Raw genomic sequence first — 25,684 nt, forward strand, 5'->3', positions numbered from 1 at the left:
CCATCGTGCCGTGCACCATCGTGCCGTGCACCATCGTGCCGTGCACCATCGTGCCGTGCACCATCGTGCCGTGCACCGGCTCGGGCGTCGGGATAAAGCGCCGCATGACTCGGCGACCCGGGTTGCGATTCGCGCATGGCGACTCCTAAGTTTGACAAGCGCGACGCAGGCGAGGTCTCGCCGTCGCTCGTGCTGCCAACCCCCTCGGCAGCATTTACTGGAACATAACCCCGCGCAGCGAGCACAAGACAGCCGCGCGCGTGGTGTCCCCTGAACCCGCTCCCGTGCCCGCACCGACACACGATTCACGTGTCACGGAACGTCGCAACCCGCGCACCGTCGACATCGACCTCGCGTCGCCGCTCGCCATTGTAGATCTCCTCAACGCGGACGATCAGGGAGTGGCCGATGCGGTGGCCACCCAGCGGGAGCCGATCGCCGAGTCGATCGCGCTGATCGAAGCGGCGTTTCGCATCGGCCGCCGCCTGTTGTACGTGGGAGCCGGTACGTCGGGACGGTTGGGCGTGCTCGATGCCAGCGAGTGTCCGCCCACGTTCGGGACCGACCCGGCGATGGTGGTCGGAATCATCGCCGGTGGTGATCGCGCCCTGCGCAATCCGATCGAGGGTGCGGAAGACGATCCCGCTGCTGGTGCTGCGGTTATGGACGCGCACACCGTACAGGTCGGCGATGTGGTCTGCGGAATCGCCGCCTCGGGTACGACGCCGTTCGTGCGTGGTGCGCTCACGCGTGCCCGCGAACTCGGCGCCCGTACGTTGCTCATTGCGTGTACCGAGCCGCCCGCGGCCATGCGCGCGGTGGTCGATATCTGCCTACTGCCTGTCGTGGGGCCAGAAGTGCTCACTGGCTCCACGCGACTCAAGGCCGGCACCGCCACCAAGCTCGTGTGCAACATGCTCACCACTGGCGCGATGATTCGCATCGGCAAGAGCTACGGCAACCTGATGGTCGATCTGCGTGCGACGAATGTGAAGCTGCAGGATCGCGCCGAACGGATCGTCATGGAGGTCACCGAACTTTCACGTGACGCCGCGCGCGCGCTGCTCGTGCGCGCCGATGGTCGTGTGAAACTGGCGCTGGTGATGCACGCGCTGAACGTCGATCCGGAGACCGCGCGGCGGCGTCTCGAAGAGGGGCAGGGCGTTGTGCGCCGCGTGGTGCCGAACGCGCCGCCACCGGTCGTTTAGCCAATGCCCGACAGCATGAACGCACAGGGACGTGTTCTGGTCGGGCTGATGTCGGGCACGTCGCTCGACGGCATCAGCGCGGCCGTGGCACGGTTTCGCGACGGACTGAACGGTGGTGTGCACTGTGAGTTGCTGGGATTCACCCATCGGGCCTATCGCGACGATGAGCGCGCGCGGCTCGAACGAGCGATGCAGCAGGGCACGGCGCGCGAATACTGTCTGGTGCAGGCCGATGTCGGCGATTGGATGGCCGATGCCGCGATTTCCGCGATGGCCGACGCCGGCGTGATCGCGCGTGACGTCGCCGCCGTTGCATCACACGGACAGACGCTGTGGCACGAGCCGGGCCATAGCACATGGCAGGTCGGTGATGCGGCGCGTCTCGCTGAACGCACCGGGTGTGACGTCGTGTCGGATTTTCGCTCGCGTGATGTGGCCGCAGGCGGCCAGGGCGCACCATTGGTTACAATCGCTGACTATCTGCTCTTTGCGCACGACACCCAGTGGCGCGCACTGCAGAATATCGGCGGCATCGGCAACGTGAGCGTGGTGCCACCCGCCAGTACCCACGATCGCGGCGGTATGCAGGCAGTCCGTGCCTTCGATACCGGTCCCGGCGTCGTGATCATCGACGGCGTCGTGCGGGCGCTGTACGACGGCCTACCATACGACCGCGATGGGCTGATCGCGGCGGGCGGTCGCGTCGTCGAATCGGTCGTGTCAGAGGCCTTGCGGCATCCGTATTTCGGCGAGGCGCCGCCCAAGAGCACCGGGCGCGAGCTTTTTTCGCGAGCCTATGTGGCGGACTTCATTCGCGCGTGTCAGGACGTAGGGGCGGCACCAGCTGACATCGTCGCGACCGCGACGGCACTCACGGCGCGGTCGCTGGCTGACCAGTATCGCCGGTTTATCCCCGAGCCCGTTCGGGATGTGGTGCTTTCTGGTGGTGGCGCCCACAATCCGACGCTCGTCCGTATGATCGAAGCGGCGGTGGACGATGGAAAAGGGCCGCAGGTGTGTATGTTTGACCAATTGTACTTCGATGGAGAAGCGAAAGAAGCGGTGGCATTCGCACTGCTGGGCTATCTCCACATTTCGGGCCGCGCCGGCAATGTGCCCAGCGCAACGGGAGCGCGAGGTCCGCGTCCCCTCGGTTCGCTCACTCCAGCCGTCCGTTAGTCGCTCATGAGCGAACAGTCCCGTCGTGAACTTGCGCAGTTGCTCATCCCTGTGCTCCGCTGGTCTCCGTCCGGCGGCTTTGCCGATACGCGTCCGCTCATCGAGCAGTCGCTCGCCCTCGGTGTGGGCGGCTTTCAGCTGGTCGGTGGGGAGCAGGACGGCGTGCGGGCGCTCGCGAAAGAGTTGCAGCTCAAGTCGCGTCATCCGCTGCTGATCGCGGCCGATCTGGAACGTGGAGCCGGACAGCAATTCGCGGGCGCTACCGGTTTGCCGCCACTCGCCGCGATCACCTCGCTCGACGACATCGAAGCGCTGCGTCGGGCAGCGCGACTGACCGCTCGTGAAGCGCGCACGATGGGCGTGAACTGGAATCTCTCGCCGGTGTGCGATCTCGATCTCTTGCTGGAGAATCCGATCGTCGGAACGCGCGCGATGGGCACGGATGCGCGCAAAGTGGCGCAACTGGTGACCGCGTGGATCGAGGCCTGTCAGGCGGAAGGGGTGCTCGCGTGCGCGAAGCATTTCCCCGGCATGGGGCGCGTGACGCGCGATCCGAATCTTGAACTGCCGGTGGTAGAAACGCCCGCCGATCAGCTCAAAGAGCAGGATCTGCAGCCGTTCCGCGCCGCGATCGCCGGAGGGGTTGCCAGTGTGATGACGTCGCATGTGGTATATCCGGCGCTCGACTCGAGCCGTGTGCCCGCCACGCTGTCGCGCGAAATTCTGCAGTGGTTGCTCCGTCAGCAGCTCAAGTTCGACAATCTCATTGTCGCCGATACGATGACGATGGCTGCCGCGGTCGAGGGACGCACGGCGGCAGAAGCGGCGGTGCTCGCGGTGCGTGGTGGCTGCGATGTACTCATGGCGCCCGGCGATCTTGACGAGGCGCTCAGCGCGCTTGAACGCGCGTACGATGACGGAACGCTCGAGCCGGAGCGCGTGAAGCATTCCGTGCGTCGTCGTCTCAAGTGGGCGCAGTGGGCGTCACCGCCGAACGATTGGCGTCGGCCCAGTGGTGCCGACACGGCGTGGGGCGCACTGCTCGCCGATAAAGTAATCCGCGTGGAGCACAGTCCGCTGCCGCCGGTCGGTACGATCACAGAAATGGCGATCGTGGACGACGACCATCATGCCGATGGACCGGCGGTCGAGCGCACTGGTATTGCTGAGGCCATGCGTCTTGGTGGCAACGACGCGCGTCTAGTCGATGCGCCCACGCCGGCCAGTGGCGGCCCCTTCGTGATTGCGTTGTTCGCGGACTACGTGGCCGGCAAGGGACGTACGACCCTGCTGCCGGAAACCATCGCGCAGGTACACGCTTTGGTGGCGCAGGCCGAGGCGCTGCAGCGCTCGGTGATTCTGATCGGACTGGGCGATCCCCGCTGGGTTGCGCAGCTGGGCATGACGCACCCCACCGTACTGGCGTGGGGTGGAGATCGCGTGATGCAGCAAGCGGCCGGACGCGGCCTGTTGCGCAACAAGAAGTAGCGGTCGGCGCCTAGCCGAACAGTTCGAACAGGAACCAGATGATGGCGATCAACGCGATGACGCCGAGCACCAGAAACACCGGCTGCACGGCCCGTCGTCGTTCTTCAACCACCGGCTCGGGGGCACCGAGTACGGCGTGATCCTCACTCGCCCGCGCGCGCTCGAACTCTTCCTCGAGAATCGCGCGTGACGGCACCGGCGTTCCGAACCTGGGCGTCGGATCACTTTTGAGTGTCGACCGCGTTTCGCGCGTCGTCGGCAGTGGTTCGCGCGCGTCATCATTCAACGTGCCCGCGAGTGGGAACGTGTTGTATCCGAACGAATCGCCGTTCCCCGAAGCCCGCAGCGCGTCGCCGTCGAACCGGGCCGCGATCACGGTAATGTTGTCCGGGCCACCCAGCTGATTCGCACGATCTACCAAGCGCGTGCAGATCGAACGCACGTCCTGCTCCTCGTTCGCCGTGCGGGCAATTTCCGGCGCGCGCACCAAACCGGACAATCCGTCGCTGCAGAGAATCAACGTGTCACCGCGGCGGACCTGCTGATGCGTGAGATCGATCGTCACGTGCGCTTCAGGGCCGAGCGCCTGCAGAATGATATTGCGACGCTCGCTGACTTCAGCTTCCTCGGCGGTGAGCTCACCGGCTTCCACGAGCCGTTGCATAAGCGACTGATCTTTGGTGAGCTGCTGCACGTCGCCCGCGCGTACCATGTAGGCTCGGCTGTCGCCCACCTGCACCATGAACAGGCGATCGCCCAGAAGACCGGCGATGGTGGCGGTGGTGCCCATGCCGCGGTGCTCAGGGTTTTCGCGGGCGTGCTGATGAATGCGGGCGTTGGCTAGCACCGTGGCGTCGCGGAGCGCTTCGGCGAACGCCTCGGGTGACGGGTCGGCGGTCTTCCAAGTGTGACGCAGCGCCTCGAGCACCAGTGCGCCGGCCATGCTGCTGGCGAGCTCGCCTGAGGCGGCGCCGCCCATCCCGTCGGCCACCAGGAACAGCAGCCCATGAGGGTCGGCCGTGATCTCGTGGTATCCGTAGGTGAAATCGAGCGGGGTGCCGGATTCGAGATCGGCCACGAGGAACGTATCCTCGTTGTGCTCCCGAGTACGTCCCACGTCGGTGAGCGCGAAGACACGCGTGACCACACGAGGGTCACCGGGCAGTCGTTCAGTATGTGAGGCGGGAGCGGTCACAGCATCATTGAGCAGGCCGGTGCGCACAGGGGGACAGGTGTTCGTACGGACGGGAACGCCGGGAGTTGCAGCCCGACGTGCCCTTCCAGTATTTCAGCGCCAGGGTCGGCATCGACCATGTTTCCGGACGCTGATCCGTAGACGGTAATAAAATGGGGTTCGTTTCACCGGTGGGTCAAATCTTTCTGGGAAGTCCGTTCGGTCCGCCCCATTTTCAGAGCCTTCGGTCCCAGTTTACATAAAAATGTCCGCAGCATGCGACCGTTCGACGGCTGGACGCCTGTCCCCCCTCCCGTCAGCTTCGACAAGATGATGAATTTCCCCGGACTGAAGAAAAGGCTGAGCTCGCTCTCGCTGGTCGGCGCCGGGCTCGTCGTGAGTGCCTGCACTCAGCCGTCGCCGGCCGTATCGCCGCCGAGGCCGATGGTGGCGCCGCCCGTGAGCGAGACGGGCCTGCCGACTGTTCCGTCGGTGCGTGATGCGCCGATCGACGTACGGGTACGCTATCCGGCCGAGAACCAGTTGCTGTCAAGCCGCGACTCCAACTTTGTACTCGGGAGCCTTGGTTCGGGCGACGTGTCATTGGCGATCAATGGGCAGTCGGTGCCAGTTGCTCCGAACGGGGCGTTTCTGGCGTGGCTGCCCAATCCCGCCGCCAGCGCTCTGCGTTATGACCTTGTGGTGGCGCGGGGCGCGGACACCCTGCGTCGCACCGTGCGCGTGCGCGTGCCGGTGCGTACGCCGCTGGCCGGCACGGCCACGCTTCGGGTGGACAGCGGGTCGGTGCTGCCCGCGCGTGGCATGTGGGCCAAGCGCGATGACTATGTGCGGGTGAGCCTCCGCGCGCCGGCCAACGCGACGGTAATGGTGCAGGGCAGCGACAGCGTGATGCGGCCACTGACGCCCCCGCTATCGCGCGGGAATGGCGTGGTTGCGGCCACGACCGACGCCAAGGGCGACGACGTCACATCGGTGTTCGCGATCGACATGGCGGCGCACCTGTTGGCCGACAGCGCCCGCGCGCCGCGGCTGATGGCGATTCGCGGCAGTGACACGGTGCGGTTGAACGTGCCGCTCGTGCGTGTGTTGCCGGTGGACACGCGCATGCTGGCGATGCTGCGGAGTCGGTCGACGGTCGGTAGTGACACCGACCGGGTGGTGAACGCGCGCCCGATCGTGGATGGCACCTATAAGTGGATGTTGTTGAACGGCACGATCGTAGAGGTCACTGGACGAAGCCAAGGCTACACGCGCATCCGTCTCGATGGCACGCTCGATGTGTGGGTAGACAGCGACGACCTCGTGGTGCTTCCCGAAGGCACCGCGATGCCGCGCCGTGTGACCGGCGGATTTCGCGTGACGCCTGGTGCGGAGTGGGTCGATGTGGCGATCTCCACCGGCGATCGCCCAGCCCACCAGGTCGAGCCCGACGGACGCACGCTGGTGCTCACGCTGTACGGAGTGCAGGCGAATCCTGAGATCTCGCCGATCTTCGGCAATGACACGTTGGTGCGCCGCATCAGCTGGGAACAGGTCACGAGCGATCGCGTGCGCGTCACGCTCACGCTCTCGCAGCCGGTGTTCGGATGGCAGTCCATCTGGGACGAGAGTCGTCGATTGTTCGTGCTGCGCGTGCGTCGCCCTCCGCTGGTCGATGCGGCGAATCCGCTTCGTGGGCTCACGATCGCCGTCGATCCCGGACATCCGCCAGCCGGTGCGACGGGACCCACCGGGCTCTACGAAGGCGACGCCGTCTTTCCAGTCGGTGAGCAAGTGGCGGCGCTGTTGCGCGCGCGCGGCGCGACCGTGGTCATGACGCGGACGTCGCTGGCGCCGGTGGGACTTGCCGAGCGCGGTGTCACGGCACGTCGCGCGAATGCCCATGCGTTTATCTCCATCCACCTGAACGCACTGCCCGATGGGGTGAATCCGTTCACCGCCAATGGCACCAGTACGCTGTTCTACCATCAGCACAGTGAGCCGCTCGCCCGTGTGGTGCAGGAAGAGCTCGTGAAGCGCTTCGGGTTGCGCGATCTCGGCGTGCACTATCAGAACCTCGCGGTGGCGCGGCCCACGTGGTATCCGTCGGCGCTGGCCGAGGGGCTGTTCCTCATGCTGCCGGAGCAGGAGTCGGCGATGCGTGACCCGGCCTTTCAGCGGAAGTACGCGGAGGGCCTCGTGGTGGGGCTCGAGCGATACTTCCGCCTGTTGGCGCCCGTGCTAGCGCCGTGATGCTGAACCCGCTGTCGTGTATGAAGGCGTTGGTGCGTGCCGGCCTTCTGATGGCGGCGGCGCTGTGCCTGCTGCCCGCCGTCGCGCCATCGGCGTCGGCACAGGTGGACCCGCGTGGCGCGATGCGGACGATTGCGTTGCCGCATTTTCGTGTACACTTCCGTCCCGATCAGGAAGTGCTGGCCCGTCGCGCGGCGTTCCTTGCGGAATCGGCATACGCGCAGCTGTCGCGAGAGCTGGCACCGCCCGCCGGACCGGTGGATTTGCTTATTGCCGACAACGTGGACGCCAGCAACGGCTACGCACAGGTGTTCCCTACCAATCGCGTCGTGATCTACGCGGTGCCGCCGATTGCGCTGCGCGAGTTGCGCTTTCATGACGAGTGGCTGCGCCTGGTGATCACGCATGAGATGGCGCACATCTTTCACCTCGATCGCGCGCGCGGTGCGTGGGCCGTTGGGCGCGCGCTGTTCGGTCGGAATCCGTTGTTCTTTCCGAATGCGTTCACGCCGAGCTGGGTGAAAGAAGGGCTGGCGGTTCACTACGAATCGACGCTCACCGGCAGCGGGCGTGGCGTCAGTACGGAGTTTCCGATGGTTGCGCGTACTGCCGTGCGCGATGCGTTCGTGCCGGGACCGCAGCGGTGGAGCTTGTCGACGTCGCAGTTTCCCGGCGGACAAACGGCGTACGCGTGGGGCTCGTTGCTGATGCAGCAGGCGGCCACGCAGCGGGCGGGAAGTATGGGGCGCTATGTAGACATCACGGCGGCCAACGTGGTACCGTTTCTGTTGAGTCGCAACAGCCGCCGGGCGTTCGGTGTGTCCTTCGACCGTCTGTTTGCGCGCCTGACCGATTCGCTCACACGCGTGATCACGGCGCTTCCCGGCGACAGCACATGGCGTATCGTGAGCGCGAATGGATGGTATGCCTCGTCGCCGCGATGGGTGGGCAACGATTCGATCGCGTGGAGCGCCAGTAACGGCCGCGACGTGACCGGCCTGTACATTGCACCGGCCGCCGTGACTCCCGCGACCGCGCCACGACGGCTCGCGTGGCGCAACACGCTCGATGTGAACGCGCCGATACCGGGCGACAGCACCGGTGCAATGGTGTTCGCGCAATTGGAGCGTCTCGACCCGTATGTCGTGCGCTCAGATCTGTATCGTTCGCGCGGCGCTGATCGCGACCTCGAAACACGCCTCACCACCGGCGCCCGCTTGACGCAGCCAGATGTGCGCGCCGACGGCGGCATTGTGGCGGTCCAACTCGGCGCCGACCGCACGCGTCTGGTGCGCGTGAGCACAACAGGCGAGAGTGTGGTGCCGATCACCCCGGACATTGCGTGGGAACGATGGGCCGAACCTCGCTGGTCTCCCGACGGACAACGCATTGCCGCCGTGCAGCTGCTCCCCACCGGCGAGCAGCGGGTCGTGGTCATGGATGTGAGTGGCGACCTCCAGCTTGCGGTAGCCGGTGCCCGCGGAGTGTTCGCCAGTCCAAGTTTCACGCCAGACGGCAAGCGACTGGTGTGGGTGAGCGATCGGAGTGGACGCTCGCAGTTGGAGACCGCGCCCATCGTGGCGCTCGGCGCACCGGTAGATACGACGCGGTGGCGTGAGGAACGCGACGACGTGCGCGTGGTGTCATCAGTCAGCAGCGGGCTGTTCGATCCTACCGTGTCACCCGATGGCACGCGGGTGGTTGCTCTGTTCTACCGCGCCGATGGCTACCACGTGTCGTGGGCACCGTTGGATACCGCCGGGGCGGTTGCACGGTCTGCGTGGTATCCTCCGAAAAATGGCATCGACCTGTCGGTGCCTAACGTCGCGGACTTGGGCGGCCGCGCCGAGTCTACGCCGGCCACGCGCTATGCGCCGCTGCGTCAACTGATACCGCGCTACTGGATGCCGCTGATCGGCGAGGGGCGCAATGGTGGCGCGACGTACGGCGCAACCACCAGCGCGATCGACATTCTCGGGCGGCACTCGTGGAGCGCCAGCGCGCTGATTCAGCCGCAGCTCCGCGAAACGGATGCCTATGCGTCGTATCGCTACGCGGGTCTCGGCGTGCAGCTGCTGGATCTGTCGGCGTGGCAGGAGTGGGACGGCACGTTCCGCTCAGTGAGTGACTCGGGCGCTACCCTGGGCTTCATCGCGCGGCGTCGACGTTTCGTGACCGGTTCCAGCACGTGGCGCGTGCCGCGCGTGCGTCGTTCCGTGAGCGCCACGCTTGGAGCGCAGTACGAACTGCGCGATTTCGCCAGTGACGTGGACTCGGCCCTCGGGGCGCCGAACTCGCTGTTACGCACGGGCACGCGCTACGGTTCATTCTTTGCCAGCAGTAGTGTGAGCACGGCGCGACTGGGTGCGCGCGGTGTGTCGGTGGAAGAAGGCTTCACGCTCAGTGGCAGCACCGCCTATCGCTGGCGCGAGGACGACGCGGTCGGCTCGGGCACGTGGCGTGCGATTGCGGGCGGGCGACACTATCGGCCGCTCAATCTGCCGGGTTTCTCGCGGCATGTGATTGCCACGCGCGCCACGCTTGGGGTGGCGCAGGTGAAGTCGACGACCGAGTTCAGTGTGGGTGGTACGAGTGGGCAGTCGGCCGAACTGCTGCCGGGTGTAGTGGTGGGCGATCCGTCACGCACCTTCTCATTGCGTGGTGTGGCGCCGGGCACCCAGCGTGGCATTCGTGCGTTGGCGGGTGGTGTGGAGTATCGCGCACCGCTGGTGCTGTTCCGTCGGTTGCCAAGTCCGTTCACGCTGTTCGTGGATCGCCTGTCGGTCACGGTGTTCAGCGATGCGGCACGGGCGTGGTGCCCTAGTGCGTTGGCCCGCACGGCGAACGTGGTGTGCGAGCGGCCTGGTGAGCGAGACGGTTGGCTGGCGTCGGCAGGTGCCGAATTGGTGGTGGATCTGGCGGTGCAATACGACGTGCCGTATCGCGTGCGGATCGGCGCGGCGGCTCCGTATGTGGCGCCGCGGGATGTGGCGCGCGGCGGTGCATTCTACGTGACGCTGGGTGGGTATTTCTGACGTGCGCTGGTGGCTGGTGTGCGGGTGGCTGGCTGCTGGGCGGGTGGGCTTACGGCGAGTGGGATGCCGGCGGACGGTCCGTTGGTTCACGCGAAGCTCGCGGAGGGCGCGGAGGGCGCGAAGAGACGCCAAGGGCGCGAACTGCTACGATTTTGAAACAGCGAACAGCGATTACTCGGTACCCCTTACCCCTTACTCCTTACTCCTTACTCCGTACTGTTTGTCCTATGGCGAGCTTTTGGATTCATGAGTCGGCCATCGTGATCGGTCGAGTGGAGCTGGGCGATGACGTGAGTGTGTGGCCGACGGCAGTGATTCGCGGCGACGTGGAGCGCATCGTGATCGGGGCGCGCAGCAACGTACAGGATGGGGCGGTGATTCACGCCGATCCGGGGATGCCGACCATCGTGGGGGAGGATTGTGTGATCGGGCATCGGGCGGTGGTGCATGGTACCATCCTCGAAGACGGCGTGCTGGTGGGGATGGGGGCGATTCTCCTGAACAATGTGCGGGTTGGCCGTGGGAGCATCATCGCGGCTGGCGCGGTGGTCACGGCGGGCACACAGGTGCCACCGGGGTCGCTGGTGGTGGGGGTGCCGGGGAAGGTGGTGCGGCAGCTAAGCGCCGAGCAGCAGGCTGGCACGCTGGACAATGCAGCGCGGTATGTGGCGCTCAAGGAAGTGCACCGAAGCGGGTCAATAGGCCAGCACACTTCGTGAGAGCGGGCAATTGCCTGCTTTCGGTGTGAGTGCAAGCAAGCGCGCTCTTGCGGGCGGTGAATGAATGTGATCGGAACGCGGGCAAACTGTCCGCGTGCTGTGTTGATGCTGCCGCGGCCGGTTTGAGCCGCACTTGGTCAACCGACTGGTGTACAACGTGTTGCGCGATGCTGCTCGCACTGTCGAGACAGCTGGGACAACGCGAAACGGCTGTGTTCGCTCTGCCGAGACGGCCGCCATACTGACAATGGCTGGCCTCGGTGGACAACTTCAGTCGCCGCGCACATCCGTGATGTGTCTTGTACAACGCGTTCACCGGGAACGACTTACAACGCTACTTGTGCGGCCTCACGAACGGAGGCACCATACCCGCCCACTCGGCCCCTCCGCCAAGTTCTCGAGGACGCGCTTGAGAACGTCGAGTTTCGGTCATTATGCACCGCCCCACGCCAACTGCAGGAGCCCCACGAATGCCCTTCTCCGCCACGCCACCGGAAGGACTGGTAACGCTGTCCGCGAACGCGCGCACCGTGCTCGACAAGCGATACCTGGTGAAGGACAAGTCCGGTAAGTCGGTTGAGAAGACGGAAGACATGTTCTGGCGGGTGGCGACGGTGGTGGCGGAGGCCGACCGCCGATACGGGGCGAGCGATGGGGCGGTGCAGGCGGTGGCCGAGGAGTTCTACTTCCTGATGACGCAGCGTCGGTTCGAGCCGAACTCGCCGACGCTCATGAATGCCGGACGTCCGCTGGGTCAGCTGTCCGCCTGCTTTGTGCTGCCGGTGGAAGACGCGCTCAGCAACGGCCAGAACGGCATCTACGACACGCTGCGCAGCATGGCGCTGATCCATCAGTCGGGCGGCGGCACGGGCTTTTCGTTCTCGCGTTTGCGCGGCAAGGGCAGCATGGTGCGGAGCACCACCGGCGTGGCCTCGGGGCCGATTTCGTTCATGGAGTTGTACGACGCGAGCACGGACGCGGTGAAGCAGGGCGGCACCCGTCGCGGCGCGAACATGGGCATCCTGCGCGTCGATCATCCCGACGTGCTCGATTTCATCGCGAGCAAGGAAGACCTCACCAAGATCACGAACTTCAATATCTCGGTGGGCATCACGACCAAGTTCATGAATGCCGTGAAGGCGGACGGCAGCTACGACCTGCTGGATCCGTCCACCGGTCAGGTCACCGGTCAGGTGCGCGCGCGCGACGTGTGGGACAAGATGATCTTGGGTGCGTGGCGCACCGGCGAGCCGGGGGTGTTCTTCATCGACGAGGCGAACCGCTATAACCCGGTGCCGCACCTCGGCGCGTACGAGGCCACGAATCCATGTGGCGAGCAGCCGCTTTTGGCGTACGATGTGTGCAACCTTGGTTCGGTGAACGTCGGCCACTACGTCAAGCACGGCGACGTCGACTGGGAAGCGATGCGTCGCGATATCGCGCTCAGCACGCACTTCCTCGACAACATCATCGACGTCAACAAGTACCCACTGCCGGAAATCGATTCACTCTCGAAGCGCATCCGTCGTATCGGCCTCGGCGTGATGGGCTTTGCCGACATGCTTGTGCGTCTGGGCATTCCGTATGACAGTGCGGAAGGCGTGGAGATGGGCCGCAGGGTCATGGAGTTCCTCGACGTCGAAGGCAAGAAGGAGAGCGAGCGACTGGCGAAGGATCGTGGGGCGTTCCCCGAGTGGGCACGGTCCATCTGGGGCCCCGACGAAACGTGCGCGCGCGACGAGCAGGGTGAGCGTATCCGCCCCATGCAGCTGCTGCGCAATTGCAACGTGACCACCGTGGCGCCCACCGGCACGATCTCCATCATCGCCGGTTGCTCGAGCGGACTGGAGCCGTTGTTCGCGGTGGCGTTCATGCGCAATCAGGCCGGTGTGATGATGCCCGACGTGAACGAAGACTTCGTGGCCATCGCCAAGACCGAAGGATGGTACAGCGATGAGCTCATGGAGCGCATCGCCAAGACGGGCACCGTGAAGCACGCTGATGTGCCGGCCAAGTGGCAGGCGGTGTTCAACACGGCGAACAACATCGCGCCCGTATTTCACATTCAGATGCAGGCGGCGTTTCAGCAGCACTGTGACTCGGCGATCTCGAAGACCACCAACTTCGGCTACGCGGCCACGCAGGACGATGTGCGCGCGATCTACGAGATGGCGTATGACATGAAGTGCAAGGGCGTCACGGTGTACCGCGACGGCTCACGCGACAATCAGGTGTTGAGCACCGGTGCCACGCACGCCGCCGCGGCTAAGCGCGACGATGCGAAGGCCGCGGGAACTCCTGATGGCGCGAAGAGCGAGAAGGGCGCGCCCGACGCAACGGTGGCGCTCAAGCGGGAGATCGGTGAACTGCAAGGCACGATGGCCGAGTTGCAGAACGAACTCGATCGTACCAAGAAGGCGCTGTTCAGCGCGGAAGCGGAGAGTGCGAGCCGTCGAGGCAAGCGCTCGCGTCCGGAGGTCATGCGCGGCACGACGATTCGCAAGGAGACACCGCTGGGCGTGATGTTCGTGAACATCACGGAAGACGAGAAGGGACAGCCGTTCGAAGTGTTCCTGAATCTCGGGAAGGCTGGTGGGTCGGCGATGGCCGACGCGGAAGCGATCGGTCGCTTGATCTCGCTGGCGCTACGCAGCGGGATCTCGCTACAGGAAATCCATCGTCAGCTGCGCGGTATTTCGAGCGACCGCGCGGTGGGCCTCGGCCCCAACAAGGTGTTGTCGCTGCCCGATGCGGTGGGTATCGCGCTGGAACAATGGTGGCGAGAAAAGCAGGGCGTGCAGACGGACCTGCTGGCTGGCGGCGCGATGGCTGGTGCGCCGAGTCCGGTGAGCGCTATGATGCCGCCGATGCTCACGCCAGCCGCGGGTGTGCCGATCACGCGTCCGCCAATTTCGAACGGGGCGGAGCAGCTGCAGCCGATCGAATTCGGATCAGGTCACGGCGAAGTGTTCATGGGCACGTGCCCGGACTGCGGGAGTCAGTTGGAGTTCGCAGAAGGGTGTGTGAAGTGCCATGTGTGCGGGTTTAGTGAGTGCGGGTGAGGGGGCCTAGCTGTGTGTCGGGACGGAGAAGTTTCTTGACAGACGGATCAACGGGTATCGGCATGGCGCCGATACCCGTTCGTCGGTGATGATCCTGTTGGTGCGTGCTCGCCTGCGCGCGCATCACTCGGGCGCCGAATGTACGGCGGTACACTCGGCTATATCCGTGGGTGCCGTCTATCGTTTGGCTCGCGATTGAACGAGCACGTGGCACGGTGACGATTGGCATTTCGCGTGCTCCCTACAGCCTAACGCGGAGTTGGCATCCAGCGATGGCATCCAGCGATGGCGGTCCAGCCTATCCTTGTGCGTTAATGGCTTGAAGCTGCAATTTAGCCCTCGGCGAACAATCCGTGAACAATCGGCGGTCGAGCGCATCCGGCCCCAACACCCCGCGCCGTCATCTTCGGAGATCGCTCCACCGGCATGTGGTCAGTGATATCAGTAACGTGCGATCATTCCCGGCTCGATACGCCGAAAGAGTTTGGAACGAATTGGTATGTCACTTTCACCATCAAGTACACGACGGCCTTGATCGGCGGCTTCTCCGAGCCACCGAACATGGAATGGAACGAAGTCATCATGAACGTCGACTTCGAGAAGAAAGAGTATTGGGACTTGTCGGGAGATTTCTACACGCAGAAGCCCGAGAGTCCAACCATGGCCGTGTGGGCGCAGCGGTACTTCCGCGCCTCTCTGCACGCGCACAATCTGCCGTTTCGTAACTCGTTCGGCACACAAAAAGGCCATTCGAAGCTCTTCGACAAAAAGGGCGCGCCGGTCACCGCGAAAATGCTCGGTACCCACGTGGGCGAGCCGGCGCAGAACAAAGCCGTTCAAGACTATCTAAAAAAGCACGATGGGATTCTGGAGATTCAGGTGCACGACATCCCGAACATTCTGAAGGCTGGGCCTGGCAAGCAGAAAAACCTCGAGCGCGTGCTGATTTTTGACTGTGGTGTGACGGGTATTGGTCCACGCGTCAAGGCATTTCAGCACATCAAGATGGACTCGACGAAGCCGCCGCAGACGTGGACTTATACGTTTCAGACGACGGGACTCGCGCCCGGCGTGAAGACGTCGGGGATGAAGAAGGTGGCGGATCCCACGCCGAAGGGTGACTTGCTGCCGACCGGCGGTATCTGGTAGTCTGTGGCGGTCGATGCGACGCCATGAGGTCTTGGAGGCCGTCGCGTTATCTCGGTGATGCCGCCACGGCAACCGTCGCTCCACTCGCCGCTCGCGTGACCGCGTCGATGACCATACCTGGCGTCAGTACGGCAGGCAGAATCTCCGGCGCGCGCGTGTTGCCCGACGGATACACCACGTACAGCGGCACGCCACTGCGACCCAACGAGGCAAGCACCGCGGTGATCTCGGCGTCGCGTGAGGTCCAGTCTGCGCGCAGCAGCACCGCGTTTGCATCTACGAAGGCACGCTCCACCGCGTCGGTGTGCAGCGCCACGCGTTCGTTGATCTGACAGCTCAGACACCACGCCGCCGTAAAGTCCACGAACACCACGCGACCCGAATCCCGTGCCGACGCCACGCGGGCAGCAGACCACGTCTCCCACCCCGCTGGCGCCGCCGCGGCGCCTACCGGTGTCGAGGGTTGCGATGCAATCGCCACGCCTCCGGCGGCGATCGTGCCGACCAGCAACACCAATCCCATCAGACTGCCGCGAGCACGACCGGCATACTGCGCACGTCCAGCCATCCAACCGGTGAGTGACACGCCAACGGCAAACAGCAGCGCCAACGCCACCTGGTCGGAGCCGGCCTGACGGCCCAACACCCACAACAACCAGACCACGGTTGCATAGAGCGGAAACGCCAGCAGCTGCTTCAGTGTCTCGAGCCACGGACCGGGACGCGGCAGCTTGCGCAGCAGCGCCGGGCTGCTGGCAAACAGGATGTACGGTGCGGCGAGGCCGAGTCCGAGAGACGTGAACACCGCCATCCCGATGGCGGCGTGTTGTGTGAGTGCGTAACCCAGTGCGGCACCCATGAACGGCGCCGTGCAGGGCGTTGCCACCACCACGGCCAACAGACCGGTCAGGAATGAATCGCTGTATCGCTCGCCCGCGCCTACCGCACCCAGTCGCGTGAGGCTCATTCCCATCGTGAAAACACCGCTCAGATTCAGCGCAAGGGCGAACACGACCAGCGCCATCACGGTGACAACAGCCGGCGACTGCAGTTGAAAGCCCCAGCCAAGCTGTGCGCCGCCAGCGCGCAGCGCCAACAGCACGCCCGCGAGTGCCCAGAACGTGGTCAGCACGCCGGCGGTGAACACCATGGCGTGACGACGTCCAATCGCGCCACCGTCGTTGTCACCGCCGCGTTCCACGAACGCGAGAATCTTGATCGACAGTACGGGAAACACACACGGCATCAGGTTGAGGACCAACCCGCCCACAAACGCGAGCAACAGCGCAAGCGCCACACCCATATCGGCCCCGGCAGCTACGTCGGTCTGTGTTGCGGCGCTGGTGCGCGCCCGTGTCGACGCTGCCATGATGGCACCGCCACTCGTTATGGCACCGGATGCATCGACCAGCGCCAGCAGGCGCGACGCGATCGCCGGTGGCTTTCGCTGTAGTGGTAGTGTGAGTTGCACACCACTGGTCGGCGCGTTTACATCATTCAGCAGCACACCGGTGAATGCGGTCACCGAGTCACTCAAGTGTTTATCGGCTGTGAGCGACAGCACCACGGTGTCGCCTATCCACGCAACGCGTTGCACCGCTTCGTGCGCGAGCACCCCCGTGGAGTCGGGGATCAGGTACGGCTTGGGCAGCCCGCGCTTGGCACTCGCGATGGTACTGATTGCCCCGCCACTCACGGAAGCCGTTGGCCCGGTGGCCGAACCCGGCGCGTAGGCCCACACGACGATGCGTGCACCATCGCGCCACGCCGACGTAGTCCACCCACGTCCATCCTGAACCAGCCGCGCGCGTGTGTTCGCGATCGCCGACGCAAACGTGGACGGCACCGGCTGTGCCAGCGATTGCGCTTTCCATTCAACGTGTCCGCTGGCCGGAAGACACACATCTGCACACACCAGAAAGTCGACGTCGGCCGCCACCGTCAGTGCCGTCCCAACCGGAACGGCGGCGGAGACGGAGACATCGGCCAGTACGTACAGTTCCCCTTCGTAGCCGTAGCTCATGAGCGGCGGCTGCGGCAGCACGTGGGGGGCGGGGAACCGTAGCGCCGATACCGTTACACCCGCCGGCAACGTCCACTGGGCGGCGAGCGGCAAGCCCGCGTCGCCCGGATTGGTCCAGTACGTGTGCCATCCCTTCTCCATCGTGATACGCAGCGCGACCGTGGTCGTGGCACCGGGACGAAGCCCGGTCGACTCGGCCAGCAGGCTCAGCTCGCTGTTGGGAGTCAGGTCCTGTTTCTGCACTGACTGGGAGCGCAGCGATGCGGGTCGCGACAGCGCCACGAGCGACAGCACGCCAAGTACGAGAGAGCGACGGAGCATAGGATTCCAGTAACCTGGGACGGTAGGGCGATGTGGTGCGAGGCGCGGCAATAGACCCGCCAGTCTTGCCACATGTAGTCTACTCAGTGCTCCACAGTTCCCGGCCACGCCAGCTCCAGAAGCGCGCGTCATACCACCTCCGCCTCACGCCCTCCGACTGGTGGAACTAACGCGGAGCGTCGTGTCTATCTCGACAAGTTGGGGAGCGGTCATTCATGACGATGCCGCCCTCGCTGGCAACTCGTCACCTTCTACTCCCTCCGTTCATGATCCGCAGCTCGTGGTCCACCCGTGCCCTGCGTTGGACCGTCGTCCCGCTCGCGATAGCCGTCGCTACTCCAGTCGTGTCAACCGTCGCGCACGCCCAGTCACCGTCTGTGCTCGGCCCCGTCGACGGCAAAGCGATGGAGCCCACCGACATCGAGCGCGTCGCCGTCGGGGGTATGGCACCAGACTTCACGCTCGCCAAGTTCGGCGGCGGCACCACCACGCTTTCATCGATGCGCAGCAAAAAGAACGTCGTGTTGGTGTTCTACCGTGGCTATTGGTGTCCGTACTGCATCACGCAGCTCAAGGAAATGCGTGCGCTGTTGTCCGACGAATTGAAGAAGGACACCGAGATGTTGGTCGTATCGATCGACGACGACAAAGGGACGCAGGCGGCGGTGACACGGATCGGTGCCGACGGGATGCCACCGGACTTTACGTTTTTGTCCGATCCGGATCACACGGTCATCGGACGATACGGGGTGATGAATCCCGCCGGCAGCCGTCGCGGCATTCCGCATCCAGCCACGTACGTGATCGACAAGAAGGGTGTCGTGCGGTGGCGCGATGTCCAGACCGATTACAAGATCCGCCCCACCAACGCGGCCGTACTGAACGCGGTCAAAGCGATCCACTAACCAGCATTCCCTCAGGCGAAGGCGAATCAGATGCGATGGGCTCTGGCCGTCGTGGTATCCAGCATGGTGGGCGGCGCGCTCGCGCTTGACACGTACCGTCCGGCGCCCGACTGGAAGAACATAAGCTGGCTGAATGCGCCCGGCCCGGTCACCCTGGCGTCGCTGAAAGGACGGGTGGTGCTGCTGAACTTCTGGGTGTTCACCTGCTACAACTGCACCAACACCATTCCCTCGCTGCGCGCGCTGGACGGCGCGTATCGCGAACGGGGGCTCACGATCATTGGCATTCACACCCCTGAGTTCCCGCCGTACGCGGGAGAACACGATCGCCACAACGTGGCGAAGGCGCTCGCGAAGTACAAAGTGACATGGCCGATCGCGCAGGACAACGATCGGGCAAGCTGGAATCTGTATGCCATTCAATACTGGCCCAGCTTCGTGCTGATCGACAAACAGGGTCGCGTACGATACGAAGGGTACGGCGAATTTCACGAGGGCGATCGATGGCACGCCGAATGGGATCGGCGAATCAGGACCCTGTTGGCTGAGTGATGCTGCGTCGACCTTCAAACCGTTTTCTGGAGCCTTCGTGATGCGAAATCGTAGCGTGCTGATGTCGGCGGTGTTGGTGTTGGCGGTGTTGATGTCGGCCTGCAACAGCGCCGAGCCTCCGATGGCTCCGAATGCACAGGAAGTCGGTTCCGATATGGCGCCGCCCGCGGGACCGACAACCAACGGCACGTGGCGCCGGACGGGTTACAGTGTGACCGGCACGGTCGCATTGACCACCGCGAACGGAACGGCGCAACTTTCGTTCTCCTCCGATTTTTCCATTGCGCAAACGCCGGGCCCGGTCGTGTACCTCAATACCACCAACAATCCCAATACCGGTCAGCCGCTACGCATTGGGGCATTACGCTCGCGCACGGGAGCACAGACGTACACGTTTCAGATTCCACCCGGTGTGCGGTATACGTGGGTGATCGTCTGGTGCGACCCGTTCAATGTCGCCATGGCCGAAGCCCCGATCGCGCCGACGCCGTAGGCGCGAGTCGTGCGCGTCAATCGGTGCGACGCTTCATGCGCGAGAAGGGATAGCTGTTGCAGCCCGAGCGCGGCGATGCACGGACGGCGGTCGGTGCTGATTCCGCGGCCGCTCGCGATGGAGCATCGTAGGCGGTGAAACAGAATGCCCACGTGTACGGCGACATGTTGGCGAGTGGCATCCAATCAATTCGCGTCCATCGCATTGGCGCAGTTGGATTGCCGGGCGCGTTGCGAGCGACGACGTATTGTGAGTCGGCATGCCAGGCCACGATGTCGTACGCCGCGGTTGCCCCATGGCGCCATGTTTCGGTGGTGATCTGATACACACCGCCGTAATCATCTTCAAACGCGCCGAGTATATCGCCGGGCGGCATACCGGTTGGCGCCGCGTTGAACGTTGCGCGCGCCGTCACGCACCCGGACGCACTGATGATCAATGCCAGGGCGATCGCGGTAGGTGGAACATGGTGTGACATGGGATGCTACTGGTCTGCGGGCGGCTTTGGGGCTTTACGGGGATGCGCCGCCGAGTGGAGATACAGCGACTCGACTTTCGCGCGCGCCCAAGGCGTCTTGCGCAAGAACTTGAGCGACGAGTTCACGCTCGGATCATGCGTAAAGCTTCGGATCTCGATGCGCTCGCCGAGTCCGTCCCACCCGTAGCGCTCGACGAGATGCTCGACCATCGCCTTGAGGGTGACGCCGTGCAGGGGATCGACGGGGCGCGGCTCAGTCATCGGCGTGGGCGGCGGAGGGAGGTCGAGGATCGCATGACGGGGCAATCTAGTCGAGCAACGCGCGCGCGGATGCATGGCGATGCCGACGTCATCGGGCGTGCCGACGCCGAAGCGCTCCCCACGGATATTGGGGGACATCGCGATTCCGTCCAGTGAGCGTCTGGAGACGATGCCGAAATTCACGGCCGACCAGTGACTTGACGAAATGCGTGGGCTCGACGGCATTGACGTGCGCGACCGCCGACATCATTTGCGTCGCTATCCGCACGGTATGGTGGCGGCCGATGTGGTCACGCCTATGTATTCTTTCGCTTCGTGGTATCCGAGAACGCAGGCGGCGGCCACGGGCGTGGCGAGGGGGGTAGCCACGGTGTTGATGCGGCGCGGGGACGTGGTGCACGTGTTCGACGAACGTCCCGTCGAACCGACGGGGGAGCTGTGTCGCTTGCGGTGATGTGTCCTTCGCGCGGCACGACGCTCGCGGTCGTCGTGATTGTGTGAACTACGGCCGTGGCGTCCACGCGAGCCCACGCACGTCGGCCATGGCCGTGCTGCCCGTTTGCTCGGTATCCTGCATCAGACCTACGGCAACGACGGCGCGCGGCTTTCCGCCCCAGATTCGCTGATAGTCACTGAACGGATCGAGTTCGGTCTCCATCCACAACGACGAAGAGACGTCCGACGCAAGGCGGATCACATGCAGCGCGCGCGACTGAAAGCTGGGCCGGTGGTAGCCCGACGGTTCCGCCGCACCGGACGAGTAAAACAGTGTGCGCGGCGTCCGCTCGAACGGCCCCTGCATGGCGAACACGACAAACACCCGCAGCGCGGCATCGTCCGTAGCGGCCGCCCGCAGATCGGCGCCCCGGGGAGCGACCAGCACGCGCCACGAGACGGCGAGTCGCGTGGCCGATGGCGCGACCGGGGCGGCAAGCCGGTTGACGAACCATCCCGCCCGCCCCGTTCCGGCGAGCCGCACGAACCGTGTGTCGGCCGAATCGAGCACCGTGGCCACCGGGGAACGCTGACGCCGCACCGGAATCGCGGTCCACGCCGGCGGCAGCCCGCCCCCAACCTGGACGGCGCGAAGGCCAAGCAGGTCGACCGGTTCCACCATGATCATGGCGGCGAGGAGGAGTGAGCACCCACCGATCGATGGTCGATTCATGCGTTGGCGTGGGTTCGAAGGGTCGTGCTGGCGATCGTGGTGTGCGCACGGTAACACATCGGTGAAGCCCGATTGTGCAATGCTTGACGGGTGCGGCGTCGTACCGGTAGCGTAGGCAAAGACGATTGTCACCTCAATGAGACGCATCGATGAAGACACGATCGGCCTGGGCGCTTCGCGGCGCTGCAATTTCTTCGCTCCTCATCGCGATCGCGCACACGGCCGAAGCGTGTTCGCTGGCGGCACCGTGGGGAATCAACGACCCGCTCATGATCGCGTTCCTCGGGTCGCCGTTGGCCGACACGGTAGTCGCGGGCAACGGACTGCGTACCCCGGTCGTCGCGATGGGGCATTCGGGATCGGGGGCGCCCCGTACGGCTTTCGGACAGCGCGTGCGCGTTGACCGTCTGGGCGATCGCGCACGGAGGGCCTTGCCGCGTGACACGCGTGAGGTGGTGCTCGTGCCATGGGACTATGCCGCTGACTGTCGGCCGGTGGCATGGGGACGGAGCGCACGCTGGCTGCCGGATTCGCTCCGAGGCCTGTTCCGTGCACGGTTGCGTCCGCAGGCACAGTGGGCGCAGGGCGTTCCCACCTTCGATGTCACTGGCACCCAGTTCCAACCGTACCGCGATATCGCCGAGGGTACGAACACCGTTGACGGTGTGTATTCGCGAGCGCCTCGGCTTAGCGCGCGGTCGCTGTTGCTCTTCTACGACGGGTTGCCGCCGCAGGCTCGCGACCCCGATACGCTCGCGGCGATGCAGTGGATGGCGCGTGTGAAGGCCGACACCACGCTCGCCGGCCGCTACCCGGTCACCGAGTTTGTCTACCTCGCGCGTACGCAGTTCGCAACGGCACGGGCACGGGCGGTGCGCGTCCCGGTCGCTGGCACCTTTCGCCTGAACGTCACGCTCGACACGTTGCCACCGCGCACGCTGTTTCTCCGCGTGGCGGCCACCGTGTCGTCGATGCAGGGTTCGATGCGAGGCATCCCCGATACGGCACGGGTTCCTCGCGTTCCCGAGGGGTACTATGTGAGCGCGACGGCCGCCGTCACGCTCGAGGGGCTCGCGGCCACGTGTCATATGTTCGATCGGGCGACGATTGCCTATGTCGACCTCGATTGGCACGGGCCGATGCCGGCCGACGGCATCGGTGAATGGAAGGGTGGCATCGATGCACGCTTGTTCAACGCGCTCTTCTCGGCCGATGAACTCGACCGTTGGCAAGCACGACGGCGCGCCGCGTCGGCCGAGAGAGCCGATTCCCTGCGCGCGTTGCCGGATTCCATTCGCGCCCGCGTCCGTGATGCACCGTTCATATTTATTCCGAATCGGCCGCTACGCGTGATTCAGGAGGCAGGACGGCCGATGCGCATTGAGGGGGCGATGATTCTCCCGCTGATGGGCGAACTGCAGATTCGTGGTGAGCGATTCTCACGAGACTCGTTGCCCTGCTTCGACTGAACGCGCCGGCGGCACCTGACCTATTGCTCGGCTCGCTCTGCTCGCGGTCTCTGATTCACGTCCCGGCTTTCCGCCCACGTCCGCCGTCTCGATGGAGTGAGTATGCAGCGTATTCAGGTTCAGGGTGTCCACCACATCACCGTCGTGGGCTCGACACGTCAGTCCGCCATCGACTTCTGGCAGGGCGTGCTGGGGATGCCCTTCATCTTCGAGCAGCCCAATCTTGGGCTTGAGGCCGAAAATCATCTGTACTTCGATCCGGGCGACGGACGCCTGATTACGGTGTTCACGAACGACTCGCACGCCGACGCGGGACGCGCGGCCCCGCGCGAAGTCGGGTGCGTGGAGCACCTCGCGTTCAACGTGTCACGTGCCACGTTTCAACAGGCGCCGGCGCGGCTCGAGCAACGCGGTATCTCGTTCATTCAGCGGGATCGCGGCTTCATGGATTCCATCTATCTGCGGGATCCGAACGGACTGAAAGTCGAGCTCGCATGCTACAAGTTCGAAACGCCACCTGGCTTTCGCGACGCCGACGTGCTGATGGCCGCGTATCGGCTTCGGCTTGCACGAGGGGATCATCACATCGATGCGGGGCACGTGGCGGACGCGATCGAGCAGTTGCTGGCCACGCGCGACCGGCTGGAGTGACACCGCCAGGCGAAGCGAAACGATCCGCCCGCCACGCCGTACGATCCTTATAGCCCTGCCGAACCGACTGGGCGGTGATAGACTTTCTGTATCGTTGAACCGCACGTTCTCTCCACCCGACACCCGCGAATCCGCATGCACGCTCTTCCCATCCGCGCCGTGCTGGCCGTGGCCGCCGCCTCGGCCTTTGCCGCCTGCGCCCCACGAACGCCAGTCACCGCGCCGTCGCCCGCGCGCGATCCTCGTAACAACCTGAAGGCCGGTCTGTTCGACGCGGCTGAATACACGTCGAATCTCAAGATCGTGGCCAAGGCCGTGTCGCCGAAGGGGTTCCTCGGCGAAACCAACTCCGACCTGGCGTTCACCGGCAACTACGTTATTCAGGGCAATTACAACGGCCCCGTGGTGTGGGACATCAGCAACCCGTCGGCGCCGAAGCTGGTGGTGGCGTACGAGTGCCCGGCGTCGCAGAACGATGTGAGCGTGTACAAGAATCTGATGTTCATGTCGGCCGAAGCCATGAACGGCCGCATCGACTGCAAGCCCGGTGGTGTGAAGGATGTCGTGAGCAAGGATCGCATCCGTGGCGTGCGCATCTTCGACATCACGAACATCCGTGAGCCGAAGCTGGTGGCCAATGTGCAGACGTGCCGCGGTTCACACACGCACACCGTGCTCGAAGATCCGAAGGACAAGAACAACGTGTACATCTATGTATCGGGTTCGTCGGGTATCCGTCCGGCCGGTGAGATGGCGGAGTGCGTCGCGGCGCCGAGCGGCGAGGCGAACTCGTCGCGGTTGCGGATCGAAATCATCAAGGTGCCGCTCGCCAACCCGGCCGCGGCGGCGGTAGTCGGTCGCGCAAACATCTTCGCCGGCCTGGGCGCGGCGAAGAGCCACGGTGCATCGGCGGCCGACAAGGCCGACATGGATGCGGCCAAGGCAAAGGGCGCGTTTACGATCATGATTCCGGCCATGAAGGAAGAAGTCGTTCTGCCAAATCAGTTCGTGAAGCCGGTGCTGGACAGCATCATGAAAGCGCGTGGTGCGACGGTGGCGACGGCGGCGGATACCGCGGCAGCGCGCCCGGTGGTCAACGCCTTCGTGACGCGTATGCTCGCCGCGCAGGGGATGGACAAGCCGCCGGCGGCGGCGACGTCGGTGAACGAAGGCTCGCAGTGCCACGACATCACGGTGTACCCAGCGCTCGGACTGGCGGGTGGCGCTTGCGAAGGGCACGGCCTCCTGCTTGACATCAGCAACCCGGTGGCGCCCGTACGTCTGGACGCGGTCGCCGACTCAAACTTCGCCTACTGGCACTCGGCCACGTTCAACAACGACGGCACGAAGATGCTGTTCAGCGACGAGTGGGGTGGTGGTGGTTCGCCCAAGTGCCGTGCGCTCGACAAGCCGGAGTGGGGCGCCAACGCGATCTTCGCGATCGTGAACAAGAAGCTCGTGTTCCAAAGCTATTACAAGATTCCCACGTACCAGACCAAGAACGAAAACTGCGTCGCGCACAACGGCTCACTGATTCCGATCCCCGGTCGTGACGTGATGGTGCAGTCGTGGTATCAAGGTGGCATCTCGGTGTTCGACTGGACCGATGGCGCACACCCGAAGGAGATCGCGAGCTTCGACCGCGGTCCAGTGGACAGCACGCGCATGGAGATGGGTGGTTCGTGGTCCGTGTACTGGTACAACGGCAACATTGTAAGCTCGGAAATCGCGCGCGGTATGGACGTGGCACAGTTGGTGCCGAGTGAGTTCATCTCGCAGAACGAGATCGATGCGGCCAACACGGTGAAATGGGATTACCTGAACGCGCAGGGACAGCCGAAGATCTCGTGGCCGCCCAGCTTTGCGCTGGCGAAGGCGTACACCGATCAGCTGGAGCGAAAGGGGTGTGTCGCGCCAGCCAAGATCAGTGACATCCGGTCGCAGATCGCGAACGCCGAGAAGTCGAACGGCGCGGCGCGGAACGGCGCGCTGAGCAAGCTCGTGACCGATGTAGAAGGCAGCCGAAGCTGCGATCAGGCGAAGGTGGACCTGTTGAAGAAGGCGCTGCAGGATCTGCAGGCTCTGGCGATGTAATC

General features: G+C 64.6%; 20 protein-coding genes. 15 read left to right on the plus strand and 5 right to left on the minus strand.

All coding sequences use genetic code 11. The features are described 5' to 3' along the window. Positions 1 to 284: 284 nt before the first annotated feature. The 3 genes from murQ to ACLL97_RS21020 are packed head-to-tail and all read left to right on the plus strand — an operon-like array spanning position 285 to position 3,875. The gene (murQ, locus tag ACLL97_RS21010) at positions 285 to 1,208 is read left to right on the plus strand and encodes an N-acetylmuramic acid 6-phosphate etherase (RefSeq protein WP_411282439.1); all 924 of its coding nucleotides are present in this window, start codon (positions 285 to 287) and stop codon (positions 1,206 to 1,208) included. Between the two features lie 3 nt (positions 1,209 to 1,211). Next, positions 1,212 to 2,387: an anhydro-N-acetylmuramic acid kinase gene (locus ACLL97_RS21015; RefSeq protein ID WP_411282440.1), complete on the plus strand. Its 1,176-nt coding sequence runs from the start codon at positions 1,212 to 1,214 to the stop codon at positions 2,385 to 2,387. Positions 2,388 to 2,393: 6 nt separating this feature from the next. Further along, on the plus strand, positions 2,394 to 3,875 hold the full coding sequence (locus tag ACLL97_RS21020; protein ID WP_411282441.1) for a glycoside hydrolase family 3 protein: 1,482 nt from the start codon (positions 2,394 to 2,396) through the stop codon (positions 3,873 to 3,875). A gap of 10 nt (positions 3,876 to 3,885) precedes the next feature. On the opposite strand, the gene ACLL97_RS21025 is transcribed toward ACLL97_RS21020, so the two are convergent. Further along, entirely contained in the window at positions 3,886 to 5,070 is a 1,185-nt protein-coding gene (locus tag ACLL97_RS21025) for a PP2C family protein-serine/threonine phosphatase (protein ID WP_411282442.1), read from the minus strand. Positions 5,071 to 5,325: 255 nt separating this feature from the next. Here ACLL97_RS21025 and ACLL97_RS21030 point away from each other — a divergent pair, with 255 nt between their 5' ends. From ACLL97_RS21030 to ACLL97_RS21050, 5 genes are all read left to right on the plus strand, one after another. Next, the gene (locus ACLL97_RS21030; RefSeq protein ID WP_411282443.1) at positions 5,326 to 7,302 is read left to right on the plus strand and encodes an N-acetylmuramoyl-L-alanine amidase; all 1,977 of its coding nucleotides are present in this window, start codon (positions 5,326 to 5,328) and stop codon (positions 7,300 to 7,302) included. After that, on the plus strand, positions 7,299 to 10,337 hold the full coding sequence (locus ACLL97_RS21035) for a hypothetical protein (protein WP_411282444.1): 3,039 nt from the start codon (positions 7,299 to 7,301) through the stop codon (positions 10,335 to 10,337). The genes ACLL97_RS21030 and ACLL97_RS21035 overlap by 4 nt, the downstream gene beginning before the upstream one ends. A 227-nt stretch (positions 10,338 to 10,564) precedes the next feature. Beyond that, complete coding sequence (locus tag ACLL97_RS21040; RefSeq protein WP_411282445.1) at positions 10,565 to 11,056, plus strand: gamma carbonic anhydrase family protein; 492 nt, start codon at positions 10,565 to 10,567, stop codon at positions 11,054 to 11,056. A gap of 470 nt (positions 11,057 to 11,526) precedes the next feature. After that, positions 11,527 to 14,118 (plus strand): vitamin B12-dependent ribonucleotide reductase, encoded by a 2,592-nt coding sequence (locus ACLL97_RS21045; protein ID WP_411282446.1) that lies wholly within the window; start codon positions 11,527 to 11,529, stop codon positions 14,116 to 14,118. Positions 14,119 to 14,679: 561 nt separating this feature from the next. Further along, positions 14,680 to 15,267, plus strand: a complete 588-nt coding sequence (locus ACLL97_RS21050) for a hypothetical protein (protein ID WP_411282447.1) — start codon at positions 14,680 to 14,682, stop codon at positions 15,265 to 15,267. 46 nt (positions 15,268 to 15,313) lie between these two features. On the opposite strand, the gene ACLL97_RS21055 is transcribed toward ACLL97_RS21050, so the two are convergent. Continuing rightward, the gene (locus ACLL97_RS21055) at positions 15,314 to 17,611 is read right to left on the minus strand and encodes a protein-disulfide reductase DsbD family protein (RefSeq protein ID WP_411282448.1); all 2,298 of its coding nucleotides are present in this window, start codon (positions 17,609 to 17,611) and stop codon (positions 15,314 to 15,316) included. Positions 17,612 to 17,877: 266 nt separating this feature from the next. On the opposite strand from ACLL97_RS21055, the gene ACLL97_RS21060 reads away from it, so the two are divergent. From ACLL97_RS21060 to ACLL97_RS21070, 3 genes are read left to right on the plus strand one after another with little or no spacing between them, the layout of a single operon-like run. Next, positions 17,878 to 18,516, plus strand: a complete 639-nt coding sequence (locus ACLL97_RS21060) for a peroxiredoxin family protein (RefSeq protein WP_411282449.1) — start codon at positions 17,878 to 17,880, stop codon at positions 18,514 to 18,516. Positions 18,517 to 18,546: 30 nt separating this feature from the next. Further along, positions 18,547 to 19,068, plus strand: coding sequence for a redoxin domain-containing protein (locus ACLL97_RS21065; RefSeq protein WP_411282450.1), 522 nt, complete (start codon positions 18,547 to 18,549; stop codon positions 19,066 to 19,068). Positions 19,069 to 19,108: 40 nt separating this feature from the next. Beyond that, on the plus strand, positions 19,109 to 19,561 hold the full coding sequence (locus tag ACLL97_RS21070) for a DM13 domain-containing protein (protein WP_411282451.1): 453 nt from the start codon (positions 19,109 to 19,111) through the stop codon (positions 19,559 to 19,561). Positions 19,562 to 19,577: 16 nt separating this feature from the next. Here ACLL97_RS21070 and ACLL97_RS21075 read toward each other — a convergent pair whose 3' ends face one another. Both ACLL97_RS21075 and ACLL97_RS21080 read right to left on the minus strand, forming a co-directional pair. Then, positions 19,578 to 20,039: a hypothetical protein gene (locus tag ACLL97_RS21075; protein WP_411282452.1), complete on the minus strand. Its 462-nt coding sequence runs from the start codon at positions 20,037 to 20,039 to the stop codon at positions 19,578 to 19,580. A 6-nt stretch (positions 20,040 to 20,045) separates the two neighbouring features. Beyond that, the gene (locus tag ACLL97_RS21080) at positions 20,046 to 20,438 is read right to left on the minus strand and encodes a VF530 family DNA-binding protein (RefSeq protein ID WP_411282453.1); all 393 of its coding nucleotides are present in this window, start codon (positions 20,436 to 20,438) and stop codon (positions 20,046 to 20,048) included. A 67-nt stretch (positions 20,439 to 20,505) separates the two neighbouring features. Here ACLL97_RS21080 and ACLL97_RS21085 point away from each other — a divergent pair, with 67 nt between their 5' ends. Then, on the plus strand, positions 20,506 to 20,754 hold the full coding sequence (locus ACLL97_RS21085; protein WP_411282454.1) for a hypothetical protein: 249 nt from the start codon (positions 20,506 to 20,508) through the stop codon (positions 20,752 to 20,754). A gap of 48 nt (positions 20,755 to 20,802) precedes the next feature. Here the strand turns inward: ACLL97_RS21085 and ACLL97_RS21090 are convergent, their stop codons facing one another. Next, the gene (locus ACLL97_RS21090; RefSeq protein ID WP_411282455.1) at positions 20,803 to 21,468 is read right to left on the minus strand and encodes a DUF3047 domain-containing protein; all 666 of its coding nucleotides are present in this window, start codon (positions 21,466 to 21,468) and stop codon (positions 20,803 to 20,805) included. 149 nt (positions 21,469 to 21,617) lie between these two features. Here ACLL97_RS21090 and ACLL97_RS21095 point away from each other — a divergent pair, with 149 nt between their 5' ends. The 3 genes from ACLL97_RS21095 (at position 21,618) to ACLL97_RS21105 (ending at position 25,682) form a co-directional block, all read left to right on the plus strand. Continuing rightward, positions 21,618 to 22,937 carry a hypothetical protein gene (locus ACLL97_RS21095; protein WP_411282456.1) on the plus strand — a complete coding sequence of 440 codons (1,320 nt, stop codon included), beginning with the start codon at positions 21,618 to 21,620 and terminating at the stop codon, positions 22,935 to 22,937. A 102-nt stretch (positions 22,938 to 23,039) separates the two neighbouring features. Beyond that, positions 23,040 to 23,588: a VOC family protein gene (locus tag ACLL97_RS21100; protein ID WP_411282457.1), complete on the plus strand. Its 549-nt coding sequence runs from the start codon at positions 23,040 to 23,042 to the stop codon at positions 23,586 to 23,588. 135 nt (positions 23,589 to 23,723) lie between these two features. After that, positions 23,724 to 25,682, plus strand: coding sequence for an LVIVD repeat-containing protein (locus ACLL97_RS21105; RefSeq protein ID WP_411282458.1), 1,959 nt, complete (start codon positions 23,724 to 23,726; stop codon positions 25,680 to 25,682). Positions 25,683 to 25,684: the final 2 nt, after the last annotated feature.

It is taken from the genome of Gemmatimonas sp. (assembly GCF_046594945.1).
Classification (GTDB): Bacteria; Gemmatimonadota; Gemmatimonadetes; order Gemmatimonadales; family Gemmatimonadaceae; genus Gemmatimonas.

Bases quoted from the DNA above. Each gene is read 5' to 3' on its own strand.
- ACLL97_RS21015 (WP_411282440.1), top strand. From the start codon at position 1,212: ATGCCCGACAGCATGAACGCACAGGGACGTGTTCTGGTCGGGCTGATG.
- ACLL97_RS21020 (WP_411282441.1), top strand. From the start codon at position 2,394: ATGAGCGAACAGTCCCGTCGTGAACTTGCGCAGTTGCTCATCCCTGTG.
- ACLL97_RS21030 (WP_411282443.1), top strand. From the start codon at position 5,326: ATGCGACCGTTCGACGGCTGGACGCCTGTCCCCCCTCCCGTCAGCTTC.
- ACLL97_RS21040 (WP_411282445.1), top strand. From the start codon at position 10,565: ATGGCGAGCTTTTGGATTCATGAGTCGGCCATCGTGATCGGTCGAGTG.
- ACLL97_RS21045 (WP_411282446.1), top strand. From the start codon at position 11,527: ATGCCCTTCTCCGCCACGCCACCGGAAGGACTGGTAACGCTGTCCGCG.
- ACLL97_RS21050 (WP_411282447.1), top strand. From the start codon at position 14,680: ATGGAATGGAACGAAGTCATCATGAACGTCGACTTCGAGAAGAAAGAG.
- ACLL97_RS21055 (WP_411282448.1), bottom strand. From the start codon at position 17,611: ATGCTCCGTCGCTCTCTCGTACTTGGCGTGCTGTCGCTCGTGGCGCTG.
- ACLL97_RS21060 (WP_411282449.1), top strand. From the start codon at position 17,878: ATGATCCGCAGCTCGTGGTCCACCCGTGCCCTGCGTTGGACCGTCGTC.
- ACLL97_RS21065 (WP_411282450.1), top strand. From the start codon at position 18,547: ATGCGATGGGCTCTGGCCGTCGTGGTATCCAGCATGGTGGGCGGCGCG.
- ACLL97_RS21070 (WP_411282451.1), top strand. From the start codon at position 19,109: ATGCGAAATCGTAGCGTGCTGATGTCGGCGGTGTTGGTGTTGGCGGTG.
- ACLL97_RS21075 (WP_411282452.1), bottom strand. From the start codon at position 20,039: ATGTCACACCATGTTCCACCTACCGCGATCGCCCTGGCATTGATCATC.
- ACLL97_RS21080 (WP_411282453.1), bottom strand. From the start codon at position 20,438: ATGTCCCCCAATATCCGTGGGGAGCGCTTCGGCGTCGGCACGCCCGAT.
- ACLL97_RS21085 (WP_411282454.1), top strand. From the start codon at position 20,506: ATGCGTGGGCTCGACGGCATTGACGTGCGCGACCGCCGACATCATTTG.
- ACLL97_RS21090 (WP_411282455.1), bottom strand. From the start codon at position 21,468: ATGAATCGACCATCGATCGGTGGGTGCTCACTCCTCCTCGCCGCCATG.
- ACLL97_RS21095 (WP_411282456.1), top strand. From the start codon at position 21,618: ATGAAGACACGATCGGCCTGGGCGCTTCGCGGCGCTGCAATTTCTTCG.
- ACLL97_RS21100 (WP_411282457.1), top strand. From the start codon at position 23,040: ATGCAGCGTATTCAGGTTCAGGGTGTCCACCACATCACCGTCGTGGGC.
- ACLL97_RS21105 (WP_411282458.1), top strand. From the start codon at position 23,724: ATGCACGCTCTTCCCATCCGCGCCGTGCTGGCCGTGGCCGCCGCCTCG.